The sequence below is a fragment of the Brevundimonas sp. genome (assembly GCF_035561115.1).
Lineage (GTDB): Bacteria > Pseudomonadota > Alphaproteobacteria > Caulobacterales > Caulobacteraceae > Brevundimonas.
This window is the reverse complement of record NZ_DATMYH010000123.1, coordinates 1-15,273: the sequence shown is the minus strand read 5'-3', so window position 1 is coordinate 15,273 and position 15,273 is coordinate 1. Positions and strand designations below refer to the sequence as shown.

The 15,273-nt window shown below is 68.7% G+C and carries 13 protein-coding genes; 4 read left to right on the top strand and 9 right to left on the bottom strand.

Features of this window, described 5'->3' with window-relative positions; genetic code table 11:
- The first annotated feature begins 2 nt into the window (after window positions 1–2).
- Window positions 3–1,352, top strand: a complete 1,350-nt coding sequence (locus VN378_RS16475; RefSeq protein WP_325744643.1) for an O-antigen ligase family protein — start codon at window positions 3–5, stop codon at window positions 1,350–1,352.
- Here the strand turns inward: VN378_RS16475 and VN378_RS16470 are convergent.
- The 4 genes from VN378_RS16470 to neuC form a co-directional block, all read right to left on the bottom strand.
- Window positions 1,349–2,284, bottom strand: a complete 936-nt coding sequence (locus VN378_RS16470) for a metallophosphoesterase family protein (protein ID WP_325744642.1) — start codon at window positions 2,282–2,284, stop codon at window positions 1,349–1,351. The two genes, VN378_RS16475 and VN378_RS16470, sit on opposite strands and share 4 nt — an antisense overlap.
- 69 nt (window positions 2,285–2,353) lie before the next feature.
- Entirely contained in the window at window positions 2,354–3,403 is a 1,050-nt protein-coding gene (locus VN378_RS16465; RefSeq protein ID WP_325744641.1) for a nucleotidyltransferase family protein, read from the bottom strand.
- On the bottom strand, window positions 3,403–4,488 hold the full coding sequence (neuB, locus tag VN378_RS16460; protein WP_325744640.1) for an N-acetylneuraminate synthase: 1,086 nt from the start codon (window positions 4,486–4,488) through the stop codon (window positions 3,403–3,405). Before neuB ends, VN378_RS16465 begins: the two co-directional genes overlap by 1 nt.
- Window positions 4,481–5,641: a UDP-N-acetylglucosamine 2-epimerase gene (gene neuC / locus VN378_RS16455; RefSeq protein WP_325744639.1), complete on the bottom strand. Its 1,161-nt coding sequence runs from the start codon at window positions 5,639–5,641 to the stop codon at window positions 4,481–4,483. Before neuC ends, neuB begins: the two co-directional genes overlap by 8 nt.
- A 69-nt stretch (window positions 5,642–5,710) precedes the next feature.
- Here neuC and VN378_RS16450 point away from each other — a divergent pair, with 69 nt between their 5' ends.
- The gene (locus VN378_RS16450) at window positions 5,711–6,331 is read left to right on the top strand and encodes an acetyltransferase (RefSeq protein ID WP_325744638.1); all 621 of its coding nucleotides are present in this window, start codon (window positions 5,711–5,713) and stop codon (window positions 6,329–6,331) included.
- On the opposite strand, the gene VN378_RS16445 is transcribed toward VN378_RS16450, so the two are convergent.
- Both VN378_RS16445 and VN378_RS16440 read right to left on the bottom strand, forming a co-directional pair.
- Window positions 6,328–7,494 (bottom strand): LegC family aminotransferase, encoded by a 1,167-nt coding sequence (locus tag VN378_RS16445; protein WP_325744637.1) that lies wholly within the window; start codon window positions 7,492–7,494, stop codon window positions 6,328–6,330. The genes VN378_RS16450 and VN378_RS16445 overlap by 4 nt on opposite strands.
- On the bottom strand, window positions 7,491–8,501 hold the full coding sequence (locus tag VN378_RS16440; RefSeq protein WP_325744636.1) for an NAD-dependent 4,6-dehydratase LegB: 1,011 nt from the start codon (window positions 8,499–8,501) through the stop codon (window positions 7,491–7,493). Before VN378_RS16440 ends, VN378_RS16445 begins: the two co-directional genes overlap by 4 nt.
- 275 nt (window positions 8,502–8,776) lie before the next feature.
- On the opposite strand from VN378_RS16440, the gene VN378_RS16435 reads away from it, so the two are divergent.
- Both VN378_RS16435 and VN378_RS16430 read left to right on the top strand, forming a co-directional pair.
- Window positions 8,777–9,004 (top strand): hypothetical protein, encoded by a 228-nt coding sequence (locus VN378_RS16435; protein ID WP_325744635.1) that lies wholly within the window; start codon window positions 8,777–8,779, stop codon window positions 9,002–9,004.
- A gap of 299 nt (window positions 9,005–9,303) precedes the next feature.
- Entirely contained in the window at window positions 9,304–10,173 is an 870-nt protein-coding gene (locus VN378_RS16430; protein ID WP_325744634.1) for a M48 family metalloprotease, read from the top strand.
- A 3-nt stretch (window positions 10,174–10,176) separates the two neighbouring features.
- On the opposite strand, the gene VN378_RS16425 is transcribed toward VN378_RS16430, so the two are convergent.
- From VN378_RS16425 to VN378_RS16415, 3 genes are all read right to left on the bottom strand, one after another.
- Complete coding sequence (locus VN378_RS16425; protein ID WP_325744633.1) at window positions 10,177–10,863, bottom strand: acylneuraminate cytidylyltransferase family protein; 687 nt, start codon at window positions 10,861–10,863, stop codon at window positions 10,177–10,179.
- Window positions 10,860–13,070, bottom strand: a complete 2,211-nt coding sequence (locus VN378_RS16420) for an AGE family epimerase/isomerase (RefSeq protein ID WP_325744632.1) — start codon at window positions 13,068–13,070, stop codon at window positions 10,860–10,862. Before VN378_RS16420 ends, VN378_RS16425 begins: the two co-directional genes overlap by 4 nt.
- A gap of 77 nt (window positions 13,071–13,147) precedes the next feature.
- Window positions 13,148–15,273 (bottom strand): S8 family peptidase (locus VN378_RS16415; RefSeq protein WP_325744631.1); only part of this gene is annotated, 2,126 nt, incomplete at its 5' end.

The window sequence follows — 15,273 nt, the reverse complement described above, 5'->3', positions numbered from 1 at the left end:
TAGTGCAGAAGATTCTCAGGGAACGGCGGGACGCTGTCGCTATTGCGGCGGTGGTTCTACTGGCGTTTTCGTTCGTCTTTGGCGGCGCCAGTCAGGGTAACGCGCTGCGTCTGGCGCTCATCGAATTGGCCGCCCTTCCGCTTCTGGTCCTCGCCACGGGCCGCCTCGTCTCGACCAGACTCTGGCGTCAGCATCGTTTCGCGCTCGGCCTGCTGGCGGCCGTCGTCGCCGTGCCCCTCATCCAGTTGATCCCTCTGCCCACGTCGATCTGGAGCGGACTTCCCGGCAGGGAGAACATGATGGTGGCCCTGCAACTCGCGGGGCTGCAGCCCGGGTGGAATCCAGTGAGCTTGACCCCCGAACCCACGTGGCGCTCAGCCCTGGCGCTCATTCCTCCGGCGGCCTTGTTTGCCGGCGTGCTGTCGCTTTCCCCGTCTCAACGCGAGCTGATGGTCCAGTTCTGTATCGCCGCAGCGGTCGTGGGGATCCTTCTGGGCGCCGCACAACTGGGCAGCGGCGGAGATCGCCTGTACGTCTGGAGCTGGACAGACGCCGGATCGATCAACGGCTTCTTCGCCAACCGCAATCATCTTGCGTCAAGCCTCCTGGTCACCCTGCCATTCGCCCTCACATTCGGAGCGGCGACGCTGCGAAGGCGAGAGCAACAATCATCGACACTCTGGCTGGGTGCGCTGTTCGCCGGTCTGGTCGTTGTGGCCCTTGCCGCGATCCGGTCGCGCGCCGGCATCACCTTGTTCGTTCCGGTGATGCTCGTCAGCATGCTTGCCGCCTGGATTGCGGCGGGACGGGGCCGGCCGGGTCGAGCGCTCCTCATGCTTGTGGGATCGCTCGGCGTCGCACTGACGGCCGTCGCGGTGCTCGCACTCCCACCCATCCTAGCCCGGTTCGACACCGATGGGGCGGTCGACACCCGCTTCGAGCGCTGGCCTCTCGTGGCGGAGACAGCCCAAGCTTATCTGCCGCTTGGATCGGGCATCGGCAGCTTCGACGCCGTCTATCGTTCGGTCGAGCCGCGGGAAGAATTGGACAGCACCTTCTTCAACCAGGCCCACAACGAGTATTTGCAGATCTGGCTGGAGGCGGGATGGCTCGGGATAGGCGTGTTGCTGGCCTTCCTCGTCTGGTACGCTCGGAGATGCGCCAGCGCCTGGAGGGCCGCTCCATCGCGCGAACGGGACCTTCAGCGCGCGGCGAGTATTGGGATCGGCGTGCTACTCCTGCATTCGGCGGCGGACTATCCCTTGCGTACGACGACGATGGCCGTTTTGCTGGCCCTGTGCTGCGGTCTTCTCGAGCTCGCCCGGCGATCCGACCTCGCTTCACGGGCCTAGATCGCGCCTCGGGGGCGCGAGGGATGATCGGCATTCAGGTCGGCGGCTCGCCCGGCGAACCCGGTCTCTATACGGCGGCCGACGGGGTCCAGAGTGGAACTACGCACCACGCCGTGTTCCGAGTGCATCGCTTGGCGTTGCGTGTCCCACAGTCTCAGAGCGGTGAGCACGCCCGACTCATAGGCTTTCGTATCCACGCCAATGCGCCGATGATCCGCTTGGATCTGCTGGGTCGGCGTATGACCGTGCACCACCACCTTCTCGAATTCGACGTTGCTGTGAAGGAAGCTGTTCCGGATCCACATCAGGTCACGGGCGGACTGGTCAGCCAAAGCGACCCCGGGCCTGGCGCCCGCATGGGCAAAGAAGTAGTCACCCTCCGACACGCAGAGCTCCAGGTTCTCCAGAAACGCCCGTTCCGTCGGCGTAACCTTGTGGTCCAGATCGGCGGACACATGGGCCCAGCCCCCCGCCTTGTGCTTGATCTGCGGCAGCCGAAGCCCATAGGACGCCAAGGTGGCGTCGCCGCCGTACTCGCACCAGGTCGGCCCCGTGGTCGGGTTGTCCAGGAAGTCCAGCATGGCTTCCTCGTGGTTGCCCTTCAGGAACCGCCACTCGATGCCCTCGCCCTTCGGGAGGGCGGCAAGGTATTGGATCACGCCGCGCGAATCCGGGCCGCGGTCGATATAGTCGCCGAGGAAGACGACTGTCTTTTTCCGAGCATCGGAAGCCGCGGCGTCGATGCGGATCGCTTCGACCAGCGGCTTCAGCAGATCCAGTCGCCCGTGGATATCGCCGATCGCCCATACGATCTGACCATCCGGCACGCGCGGAGTCTCGGGGGCCTTAACAGGGGCTCGACGTTTCAACAGTTTTGAAAACATGGTTTCTTGTCGACCGGGGCGGAACTCGCCACCGCCAATTCTGAACATCCTGCTGATCAGGGACCCGACCCGCCTCAGTGCGACTAGCGACGTCCCAAGTCCGCAAAAGGGCGCCCCCTAACCCTCGAACACCGCACCAAAATCCGCGTTCGCCTGCGCATAGTCGGGCGGGCGGCCGATGTCCATCCAATACCCCTCGGCGCGTTGAAGCCGGACCGGAAGTTCGCGCGCGATCATGTCGGCGATCAGGGCCGGCATGTCATAGAAGGCGTCTTTCGGTATCAGGTCGAGAACCGCGGGCGACAGCACATAGACCCCGGCGCTGATGGTGTAGCTCTGGGTCGGCTTCTCATCGATCCGGGTCACCTGCGCCCCGTTGGCGTTCACCACGCCGAACGGCACCTGCATCTGGTAGTCGCGCACCACCACGGTGGCCAGGGCGTCCGACTGCAGATGCGAATCCAGCAGATGGCTGTAGTCGGCCTTGGCCAGCACGTCGCCGTTGGTGACCACGAAGGGTTCGTCGGGCCGGGGCATCAGGCTGAGCGCGCCGCAGGTGCCCAGCGGCTTGGCCTCGCGCAGGTAGCGGATGTTCAGGCCGAGAGCCGACCCGTCGCCGAAATGACTCTCGATCTGCTCGGCCTTGTAGTTCACGGCCAGCCAGAAATTGCGGAACCCCTGCCCCGCCAGATTGCCGACGATGGTGTCCAGGATGGGCCGCGAGCCGACGGTCAGCATCGGCTTGGGCGTGTCGCAGGTCAGTTCGGCCAGCCGCTCGCCCTTGCCGCCGGCCATGATGACCACCGGATTGGTGCGGACCGGGATGTTGAGGAAGTCCTCGACCGTGACCATGCCGACCACGCGGCGTTTGTCGTCGAGAATGGGCAGCTGGCGCAGGCTGTGGGCCCGCAGGGTCGCCAGCATCGCGGCCGGGTCCTGATGGTCGTCGGCGCAGACGGGCTTGGCGTTGGCGGCGCCGATGGCCCGGTCCTCCATCCCCGCGCCCCTGATCAGCGCGCGGCGCACGTCGCCGTCGGACAGGGCGCCCAGAAGCCGCCGTTCAGCATCGACCACCAGGGCGATGCCGGCGCCGGTCGCGTCGATCGAGATCAGGGCGTCGCGGAACGTCGCCTCCGGTCCGATCAGGGCTTTCTCCCACTGCCGCATTACGCTGTCCCCTGCCCGTCCTCGAGCGCGTCGTCCGGCGCATAGTCGCGCTGCGCCGCCGTGCCGATCAAGCGCCATTGCTGCATCGGCGACAAGCCGTCGGCGGGGCGTTTGGCGGTCATGGCGTCCGGGGTCAGGATCTCGCCGCGGCGGATCGGGCGGGCGGCGACCAGCGACCGGCGCGCGATCGCCAGATTGCCCAGTTCGGCCGGCGCCGGCGCCTTCTCGGGCCGACCCAGGGCGATCTCGACGTCGCGGATGGCGCGGACCATGGCCGCCAGTTCGTCGGGCTCCAGCGAGGCCGGATGGTCGGGGCCGGGGCGGGTGCGGCTGAGGGTGAAATGCTTCTCGATCACGCAGGCGCCCCGCGCGACGGCGGCGACCGCCACGGTCAGGCCCAGGCTGTGGTCGGAATAGCCGACCTTCAGACCGAAGGTTTGCGCCATCGTGTCCATGGCGCGCAGGTTGATGGCTTCCAGCGGGGCCGGATATTCGGTCGTGCAGTGCAGCAGGGTCACCCGCTCGCGCAAAGCCGCCTGACCCGCGGCGAAGGCGCGCTCGAGATCGTCCGGGCCTGAAGGATCGCCGTGGCGCGTCAGGCCGAAGGCGATGACGGTCAGGGTCTGACGCACCTCGTCCAGCGTCGCCATGCCGGTCGAGACGATCAGCGGCGGTCCGACACGGGCGGCGGCCAGCAGCATGGCGCCCCAGGTCAGGTCGCCGGACGGGATCTTGATCGCCGGCATGTCGAGACCGGACAGGAAGTCCAGGCTCTCCATGTCGAAGGCGGTCGACATGAAGCGCACCCCGCGCCGGGCGCAGCGGTCGGCCAGGACGCGGTGGTCGGCGCGGCTCAGCGCCAGCTTGCGCACCATGTCCAGTTGGGTTCCGCCCTCGCCGGTGTTGGTCTCCTGATAGGCGGCCTTCATGGCCCGCGCCGTCAGGACGGCCTCGGGGACGAAGGTCTGGAATTTGACGACATCGGCGCCGGCCTCGGCGGCGACGTCGATCATGCGGCAGGCGTCGTCCAGCGAACCGTCGTGGTTCACCCCGGCTTCGGCGATGATGAGGACGGGATCATGCATGAGGCGGTTCGCCGTCGTAGAATCGCTTGCGCAGCAGGATGTCGCGGGGCGGGGCGGCGACCAGGGCCCCGACAATGCGCGCCGAGCTCTGGCCGTCGCCATAGGGATTGTCGAAGCCCGGCATGTCGCCGGCCATGGCCCGGGCGATCGCGGCGGAGATGGCGGCCGGCTCGGCCTCGGCGTGCAGGATCGACGGCCCGGCCAGACGGCCGGCCTGTCTCAGCCCGACATTCACCGTCGGGGTCCGCACCGAGGGCGCCTCGGCCAGTCCGCTGGAGGAGTTGCCGACCACGGCGTCGCAGGCGGCCAGCAGCGGCAGATAGGCGGGCCCGAGAGCGTCATGCAGGCTGACGTTGCTCCGGCCCGCGGCGAAGGCCTCAAGCGCGGCGTTGAACGCCAGCCCGCCCGGATCGGCGTTGGCGCGGGTGATCCACAGCGCCACGTCCGTCAGCTGCTCCAGCGCTTTCAGCAAGGCGTCCAGTTCGGCGAGCCCCTTGTCCGGCAGGGTCGTCACAGGGTGGAAGGTGACCAGCAGGTTCCGCGCGCCGAGCGGTCGCCCCAGCCGGGTTTCCAGCGCCTCACGAGCCATCGCCGGCGCGCGGCTCAGCATGTCCAGTCCGGGGTTGCCGACGACATGGACCCGGTCCGGCGCCTCGCCCATGCGGATCACGCGGCGGGCGGCGTCCGGGTGGGTGACCAGATGCAGGTGGGACAGTTTGGTGATGGCGTGCCTGATACCCTCGTCGATCGCGCCCTCGGTCACGTCGCCGCCGCCGATGTGGGCGATGGGGACGCGGGTCAGCATGGCGGCCTGGGCCAGGGCCAGGGTCTCGAACCGGTCGCCGAGCAGCATCAGCATGTCCGGCCGCAACTGCTCCAGCGCCTCAACCGCTCCGGTCAGACCCGCCGCCATGGACCGGGCGAGGCCAGCGGGATCGTCCGAGGTCAGGGCCATGGGCACGCGCGCGTCGATGGCGAAGCCGTCGGCCTCGATCTGTCCGATCGTCATGCCGTGGCGCTCTTCGAGATGGGTTCCGGTGACGAGCAGCTGCAGCGACAGGTCGTCCGAAGCGGCGATGTCGCGCATGGGCCAGGCCAGCAGGCCGTAGTCGGCCCGCCCGCTGGTCGCCACGCAGATCCGCCGTTTCCCCAACCACGCCTCCATGATGAAGCTGTAGGCCGCGCGCCTTAGCAACCTGCTACCATGTCCGGGGAGGATCGCATGCGAATCGGATTGTGCGGAACCGGCGGCTTCGCCCGGGAGGTGGCTCCCTTGGCCGTGGCCCAGGCGGGCGCGGACAATGTCTCCCATCTGGCGCTCGAGCCGGGACAGGACGCGGTCAACGGCGTGCCCATCATCCTGCAAGCCGAGGCGACCCCGGATATGGCCGTGTCCATCCCCGTCGCCGACGCGGCCCTGCGCCGCCGGATCGATGCCGAGATGAGGGCCGCGGGCCGGGCCTTCGTCTCCATCGTGGCCCCGACCTGCATCTTCCGCGGACCCTCGCAGATCGGCGAGGGCGCCATCCTGTGCGACCATGTGGTGATCACCGCCAATGTCGTCATCGGCCGGCATTTCCAGGCCAATCTGTTCTGCTACGTCGCGCACGACTGCGTCGTCGGCGACTTCGTCACCCTGGCTCCCCGCGTCTGCGTCAACGGCAATACGGTGATCGAGGACGACGTCTATGTCGGAACCGGCGCCGTGCTGAAACAGGGCACGCCGGACAGGCCGTTGCGTATCGGCCGCGGCGCGGTCATCGGCATGGGGGCGGTGGTGACGAAGGACGTGCCGGCCGGCGCGGTCGTGGTCGGCAATCCGGCCCGGCCGCTGGACCGCTAGGCGTCGGCCAGCCGGGCGCTGCTGGGGAGGTTGATCACGCTGGCCTCCAGCGCCTCGGCGACCGGCAGGGCGTCGCGCGGGCAGGCTGCGTACATCGGCAGACGGTGCATCAGCGTCCACAGCGGCCGGGCCATGAAGCCGGCGTCGTTCAGAGCCTCGAGCAGGGCGTCGCGCATCGCCATGTCCGGCCGGTCGAGGATCACGGCGTTGAGCCAGTGATTGACCTCCGCCCCGGGCCGGGCGGTCAGCAGCCGCGCCCCTTCCACGCCGCGGAACGCCTCCGCATAGCGCTGCGTCAGCATCGCCTTGCGCGCCATCATGTCGGGCAGCCGTTCCAGCTGGGCGCACCCCAAGGCCGCGTTCAGGTTCGGCATGCGGTAGTTCCAGCCGACCTCGTCGTGGACGAACGACCATTTGTGCGGGACCCGCGCCGTGGTCGTCAGGTGCTTGGCCCGTCGACCCAGCTCGGGATCGTTGGTCAGGATCGCGCCGCCTCCGCCGGTGGTGACGATCTTGTTGCCATTGAAACTGAGCGCCGAGACCAGCCCGACATTGCCGACATGCCGCCCGTTCCAGCGCGAGCCGAGGCCCTCGGCGGCGTCCTCGACCAGCGTCAGCTTCCAGCGGGCCGCGACCTCCGCCAGACCGTCCAGATCGCACGGATGGCCGAAGACGTGCATGACCATCAAGGCCCGGATCGGCGCGCCGGTGCGGCTGTTGACGCAGACGTCGCCGTTGAGGCGCGCGGTCTCGTGCAGATATGCGTCCAGCCGGACGGGATCGACGCCCAGCGTCGTCGCCTCGGAGTCCACGAAATGCGGCGTCGCGCCCTGATAGGCCACGGCGTTGGCGGTGGCGACGAAGGTCAGGGCCGGGACCAGCACCTCGTCGCGCGCCTTCACCCCCGCCAGACGCAGGCAGATGTCGAGCGCCGCGGTGCCGTTGGATGTCGCCACCGCATGGGCGGCGCCCGTGATAGTTTCCAGATCGCGTTCGATGCGGTCGACATAGGCGCCGACGGACGACACCCAGCCGGTGTCGAGGCAGTCCTTCAGATAGGTCCACTCCCGCCCCCGGAACTCGGGTTCGTGCAGGGCGACGCCGCCCTCGGACGCCGGCAGGGCGGCGCGCACCGCCGCGAGGACCCGACCGGGCAGGCTCACAGCACGTACCGATCCGCCTTGTAGCGGGCCAGGTTGGCGGGATCGCTGAACCAGTCGATGGTCTGCCGCAGACCGCGCGCGAAGCCCTCGCCGTCCCCGTATTCGGGCGACCAGCCGGTCAGGGACTGCATCAGGGCGCTGTCGGCCCACAGGCGTTCGACCTCGCTGGCCTCCGGGCGCAGGCGCTGGTCGTCGGTGACGATAGCGACGTCGCGGTCCATCAGGGCGATGATCTGACGCGCCGTGTCGCCGATCGAGACCTCGAAGCCGCTGCCGACATTGACCGTCTGGCCCACGGCGGCGTCGCATTCCGCCAGCGCCTCGAAGCCGCGCGCGGTGTCGGCCACGAAGGTGAAGTCCCGCGTCGGATGCACCGCGCCCAGCTTGATCTCGCTCGCGCCCGCCGCGATCTGGGTGATGACCGCCGGGATCACCGCCCGCGCCGACTGGCGGGGTCCGTAGGTGTTGAAGGGGCGGATCACCGTCACGGGCGTGCCGAAAGCCGCATGGAAGCTCAGCGCGATCTGGTCCGCGCCGATCTTGCTGGCCGAATAGGGCGACTGGCCCTGCAGCGGATGGGCCTCGGTGATCGGAACGAACCGCGCCGTGCCATAGACCTCGCTGGTCGAGGTGTGGACCACCCGCTCGACCCCGAGGTCGCGCGCCGCCTGGACGATGTTCAGCGTGCCCAGGACGTTGGTCTCAACATAGGTCTGGGGCGAGTGGTAGCTGTAGGGGATGGCGATCAGGGCCGCGAGGTGCAGGACCACGTCGCACCCGGTCATGGCCGTACGCACCCCGTGCGGATCGCGGATGTCGCCGGCGAAGACGTCCAGATCCTTGCGGACGTCCGCCGGGCTGTCATCCAGCCAGCCCCAGCCGCCGAGACTGTTGTACTGGACGAAGGCGCGCACGTCGCAACCGCGCCGCACCAGCCGCTCGGTCAGGTGCGAGCCGATGAAGCCGTCCGCGCCGGTGACCAGTATGCGCTTGCCGTCCAGGTGCATCATTGTTCCTGCGATGTTGCAAATCCGGATTCCTAGCAGGAGCAACAACTTCTGAAAAACTTGCCTAACTATTCCAGAAATTGTGCGACTTCGCTCCATTTTGGAAAATCGAGCCCGCCCCGGAGACATTTTCGGGCCGCCTGCGCTCTGATCGCAAAGGATCTGGACAACCCGCGGTCCCACTTTTCTCTTGCTTGCCGCTGAAGTGTGATTGTAGAAGACAGGCTGCTGAGGTGCGAGCGCCTCGGTGGATGAATTAAATCAAGGGGATTAGCATGCGTAAGACCATCGCCGCCGTTACGGCCGGCCTGCTGCTGGTTGCTGGCCAAGCGGCCGCTGCTGGCTCGAACTCCGCCGTGACTCGCGTTGGCGATCGCGTCGGCGCCACCTCCGGTGAATCTTCGGAATTCGCCGGCATTCCGCTTCCCGTTCTCCTGATCGGCGCCGCCGTTATCGTCGCCACTGTCGTGGTTGCGACCGACGACGACAGCGAGAGCGACTAAACAAGAGCTGAGGCGACGGTCGGCGATTGCTGGCTGTCGTTTTGGTATGTTGTCGAGGCCAGTCGGATTACCGGCTGGTCTTTTCAGCGTTTCCATCGCCTTGAACCATGTCTTCCTGCGTCGGCCCCTGGCTCGACCCTTGAGAAATTGATCCGGCTTTGCCACGGCTTCTGACCATGGCCGTCCCATTGTGGACCCTTGCAGTTTGCGCGGCCATCGCCGGCTGCGGCAGCGGCCCCACGACCGCCTCGGCGCCCTCCTCACCGAACAGCGCAGGTGCAGCCGACCGGCTTACGGCCTTGACCGCCCTGGACCAGCGTGTGGCCCGGGTGGCGCAGCGACTGTCCGAGGACAATGTCGACCTGTGTCCCGCGGTCCGGCGATCCGCCGGCTGGGCCCTGCATTCCGCCAGCCAGTACAGCAACGAACTGCGGCCGCTCGTGCAGGCCCGGTTCGGCCTGGAGGGCGACCTGCCGGGGGTCCTCTCCGCGCCGCCGACCTCGGCCGCCGCCGCTGCGGGCCTGCGCGAGGGCGACCTGATCCTCGCCGTCAACGGAACGGCGCTGAACCTTGGCCCGGCCCGGACCGCGCCCGCCTTCGAGGGTCTGGCCGCCAACCTGGCCGTTGTAGATCGCGCCCTCGCCGGCGGGGCGACACGCCTCGATATTCGCCGGGGCGGCGAACCCCTGAGCGTGACGGTCGAGCCTCATCGCGCGTGCGGCTATGATGTCCAGCTGAACCCCTCGGATGAACTGAATGCGCGCGCCGACGGACGGCGCCTGTTCATCAGCACGGCCTTGGCCGGATTCACCCAGTCGGACGACGAACTGGCGCTGATCCTCGGCCATGAACTGGCCCACCATGTGCTGCGGCACCGCACATGGAGCGACGTGGGCGGCGCGGGGCGCGAGGCCAATGACGCTGCGGCCGTCAGCGGGTCCGGAAGCAAGGAGCAGCAGGCGGACCGGGTCGGCCTGTTCCTGGTCGCCCGCGCCGGATACGACACCCGGATCGCGCCCGCCTTCTGGCGCCGCTTCGGGGCCGCCAACTGGCGCGTCCGGTATCCGCAACTGCGCCACGCCTCGGCCGAAGCCCGCGCCCGGGCGCTGGAACAGGTGCAGCTCGAGATCGATGCGAAACGGGCCCAGGGCGGCCCCCTGCTGCCCTGAAGGTCAGATCGGCGAGCGTTCGGCCGCCCGCAGGTCCTCGAGAGTGTCGATGTCGACAGACCGCTCGACCGGCATTTCATACGCGGCCGTCTCGCCCGCTTTACACATCGCGCGCCCTGCTCTCAGCCACGCCAGGTCCGCCGCATAGACGGCGCCGTTGACGCGATACGCCGGCGGCAGATCCTGACGCCGCCAGCCGATATCCGCCGGCTTCTCGACGAAGGGCGACAACCGCCCCGCCGCGTCACGCCGGAAGATCAGATAAGGATGACAGGGCGCCTCGCTGACGGACACGGCGCCGGGAGCCCCTTTTTCAGCCATCAGCGTCAGCGTCGCCTCGATGTCCCCCGCGGTCCTGAGGGGCGAAGTGGGCTGAAGCAGCACCACAATGTCATAGCCCGGCACGCGGTCCGCGGCGTCCAGCACCACATCGACCGAGGCGGCTGTGTCGCTGGCCAGTTCGGGCGCGCGCTGGAACGGCGCCTCGCAGCCCAGCGCCCGGGCTGTCTCGATAATCTCGGGATCATCGGAAGACAGGATCAGTCGGTCGATGCTATTCGCCGCCTGGGCAGCCTGTATCGTCCAGGCGATCAGCGGCTCGCCTCGAAACTGCGCCAGGTTCTTGCGTGGCAGACCCTTGGACCCTCCCCGCGCGGTGATGACGGCCAGAACCGATCGGCCCCCGATCACGATCCGGCCCCCGGAGACCAGCCGAGCTCCGGCAAGACCGCCGCCGTCGCTCTCAACTGCTCGTACGCGACCATGATGTGGTACAGCGAACTGGCCGGCGCGGGCTCCTCGGCGAAGCCTCCGTCGGCCTGCATCTTGTCGCGCCACAGGCCCGAAGGCTCGAGATAGCGCTGCAGGCCCGCCAGCGCCTTGCGCCCGTCGTGCAGCAACAGGCTCCGGCGTCCGCCCTCGCCGCCCTCCGCCAGGATCAGCGCTGCCTTCAGACGCTCGGTCTGCGGCCACAGCCTCGCTTGAGTCGAGCGCACCGACAGATCGTCGTTCAGGGCGTCCATGGCTACGCCCCGCCCCTGATCCACGCCCCGGGCGCCCATGTCGTACAGCCGGGCCGCCGCATCCAGAGCCCAGGTTTCGCTGCGCAGGCGGCCCCAGCGCGTCAGCAGCCAAGCCCATTCGAACTGGTGCCCGGGCTCAACCAGGCGGCCGTCCTCTCCGGTCGCCGGCCGCCATTCGGCGTCGAAGAATTCACGCAGGAAGCCGCGCTCCGGGTCGATGAAGGCGCGCCGGGCCAGGGCGACGATCTCATCCGCCATCTCGCGCCAAACGCCCTCGGGCTCGATCGCTTCCCAAGCCAGACAGGCCTCGAGCAGATGCATATGCGCATTGGCCTGATACGGATGATCGCCCGTCTCGCGCCATCCGCCGGTCGGCGCGCGCAGGGCCGACAGGGCGTCGCGCACGGTATGGGCCCGCTCCGTCATCATGCCGGGTGCGATCCCGACCCGGGCGGCGGCGGCGAAGGCGAACAGGGCGAAGGCCTGATCATAGAGGGAGGCGGCGTCGTCGAGCACAGCGCCGTCCGCCGACACCCGGGTCCGGTACAGATCGTCAGCGCGCCGGTTGGTCGCCTCGAACCGCTCCAGACTCCGGCTGACCAGCGACCGCCACGGCCCGGCCCAGCCCGCCGCGCCCGCGGCGCAATAGACATAGGCTTGGCGCGCCTGCACCCGCGCGCGGCGGAAGTCGCCCGAGACGGAGCCGGACAGCTCTATCGTCTCGCGAAATCCGCCGTCGTCGTCCACGCCGATCGTGGCCCAGACCGGCAAGGCGTTCAGCCGCATCCAGCGGTCGAAGCTTCGCGCCCTGTCCGCCAGCGTATCGCGTCCGACGGCGGCGCCCTGCGCGTGGGCGGGCGACGCCGTCCTGATACGCTCGACCAGGCCCTTCACCTCCTGGGCCCGGTCCAGGCTGCACACCAGAACAGCATCCCGCTCGGCGATGATCGCGATGTTCGACACGCCCGCGGTGGCGACGATCATGCCCTTGGCGGCGCGGACCAGACCCGTATCCCCCTCGGTCGCGAACCAATCGCCCCGATCGCCCGACCCCAGGGCTTCAACCGCATCCCACGCGCCGAGATCGGACCAGCGATAGTCCACGGGCATCACCGAAATCCGGTCGCTCCGTTCCATGACCGCATAGTCGATCGAAATTTTGGGAGCGTGCCGGAATGCGTCGGTCAGCATCATCACGGCCGCGGATTCGGTCGGCAGAGCCGCGCGCGCGGTCGCCGCGACTTCGGGCGCGAACGCATCAAGCTGGGCCAGCAGCAGGTCGGCGCGGACCATGAAGTTTCCGCTATTCCACAAATAGCCGTCACGGACGTAGATCTCTGCCTGGGCCCGATCCGGCTTCTCCACGAACGCCCGGACGGGAGACAGTCCAGCCATCTCGGGGTGGATGTAGCCATAGGCCGAGGACGGATCCGTCGGCCGCACGCCGAAGGTCACGATCCGGCCCTGCCGGGCGGCCTCCGCCGCCTCGAGCACCGCGTCACGGAAGGCGGCGTCGTCCGGAATATGGTGATCCGAAGCGACGAACAACGCCACACCGTCCGGTGCGATGCGGGCCACCCACGCCGCGGCGGCCGCCATGGCCGGCGCCGAATCCCGACCCTCGGGTTCGAGCAGAATCACAGCCTCCAGATCCAGGGCTGACAACTGTTCGACGATGAACGCGCGGTGTGCCTGCCCAGCCACGACCATCAACCGTCCGCCGTCCGCAGCGAGCGGCGCCACCCGGCGGGCCGTCTCCTGGAACAGCGACAGGTCGCTGACGAAGTCGATGAACTGCTTAGGGCGGGCCGGCCGCGAGGCGGGCCAAAGCCGCGTTCCCGCGCCGCCACACAGAATCACCGGAAATATCGCCACGCTCGCCCCTCGTTCTCAGGAGCCATAGACGGGGGAAGGGCCGGCGGCAAACCCGCCCGGGCCCGTTGACACGCGGCCTAGAACGTCTTCCCCCAGCTTCCCATCAGCGTCCAGGCCGTCGGCGACGACCGCACGTTCCGATCGTCCCGGGTGACCAGCCCGCGCAAACTCAGCGCCGAGCCGTCGCCGAGCCGATGCACGCTGCCCAGCGACATGTCGATCTGGCGCCCGCTCGGCGCGGCCGAGAAGGTCCGTTCCGAGAAGACGGGGGCGTCGAAATAGTTCGCGGGCGCATCGGCCAGGAGGGCGCTGAAGACGCCGCTCTCGGTCCGCAACGGCTGGGCGATGGACCAGGTCAGGGTCTCGCACGCGAAGCCGAGCCTGTGACAGAAGGTGGTCAGACCCAGCGCCCAGGTCGAACTCAGCGCCGTCTCGGACAGACTCAGGAAACGTCCCTCCAGATCGGTGCGCGCCCAGCCCATCTCGGCGTTGAGGAACAGATCGGAGCGCAGGGCGAACTGACCCGACACCGAGCCGAAGGTGGTGGCGCTGGGCAGGGCGAAGCCGGAATCCAGCGGCGCGTACGAGCCCAGCGGGCCCATCTTCTCGTCCAGCCCGCCGACCGCGAAGCGCAGGCGGCTGGTCGGCGAGGTCTGCCAGTCGGCGACGAACCGGGCATAGCTGGAGACGTCTTCCTCCCGGGTCTGGAAGGGCATGGCGCGGTCGCCCACGCCTGTGTCGGCCGTGAGGGTCAGGGCGCCGAACCGCACCGCGCCCAGCCAGGCCCGGTCGACCTGGGCCAGGGAGGCGAAATTGTCGGCGGCCCCCAGCGAGAAGGGCGAGCGCGCGCCGTTGCGGCCCTGCCAGAAGGCGACCACGCCCCTGCCCGCCGAGAACTCCATCATCACGTCTTCGCGCCGACGCTCGTCCAGCCAGGGCGTGATGACGCTGGTCGAGGCTGCAAGGTCCCAGGCGCTGTCCTCGACGGCGGCGCTGGTCGTCAGCGACAGGGTCGACCCGAGGGGCCCGGCCGTGGTCAGGCGCGCCTGCTGGCGCGGCGCCTGGGGCAGCATGTTGGCGACCCCGCGGGGGGCGAGGCCATAGCTTGACGCCAGATTGACCCGGAACAGGCGGTTGAAGTCGTCGTGACCCACGGTCTGCAGGCCCGGAGCGGAGCGGATCGCATCACCGAACGCCCCGCCCGTGTAGGCGTAGCGCTGCTCGGTGACGGCGACCGCCTGGCCGCTCTGCATCGCCACCCGCGCGGCTCCGACCGGCTGGAAGGCGCGGGCCAGGTCCAGCAGGCCGCGTCCATAGACGCCGTCGACGCCCGGATCGCCGGTGTCGCGCGCCGTGGTCAGCAGGATCTGGACGGCCTCACGGCCCGTCAGATTGGGAAAGGCGTCGAGCAGCAGGGCCAGGGCCCCGGCCACCGCCGGCGCGGAAAACGAGGTGCCGTTGACCCGGTAACAGACGGTGCCGTCGCAGCTGGTGACCACGTCAACGCCCGGCGCGCTGATGAACTCGTTGGCCGAGACGCCGGCGCGGTTCGAGAAGCTGGCGATCTGGTTGGCGCTGTCATGCGCGCCGACGACGATGATGCTGCCGATGAAACGGAGGTCCGTGGCGTAGCGGCCCGGCCATTCGGGGCTGGCGCCGGCTTCGTTGCCGGCCGCGATGGCGAAGACCAGTCCCGCGTTCACCCCCCGCTGCAGCGCCGCCTCGAATGCGGAGGTGAGCGGGTCCGCACCGCCAAGCGACATGTTGACGATGCGGACGTTGTTGGCGATCGCATAGTCGATGGCGCGCGCCAGATCGGACGACCGGAAGCAGACGGTGTCGTCCGGATCGGTGCAGTCGCTGATGTCCGCCCGAATGGAGATGACGGTCGCTTCATAGGCGACCCCGATGGTGCCGAAGCCGTTGAAGTTCGCCGCGACCACGCCGGAGACCAGCGTGCCGTGAGCCGGCTCTCCGTTGGGTCCGACGGTCCCCGTGGGGGTGTTGCGACCGACGACGATGTCTGTCGACAGGTTCGAGATGCGTCCCGTGAGGTCGGCCTGGCTGAAGTCGATGCCCGAGTCGATGACCGCGACGTTGACGCCCAGGCCGGTCGCGCCCGTATCCCAGGCGCTGATCGCGTTGATGTTACCGACGGCGTAGTTCCGCAGATATTCGGGCGAGGTCGCGGACGGGCCCGGAG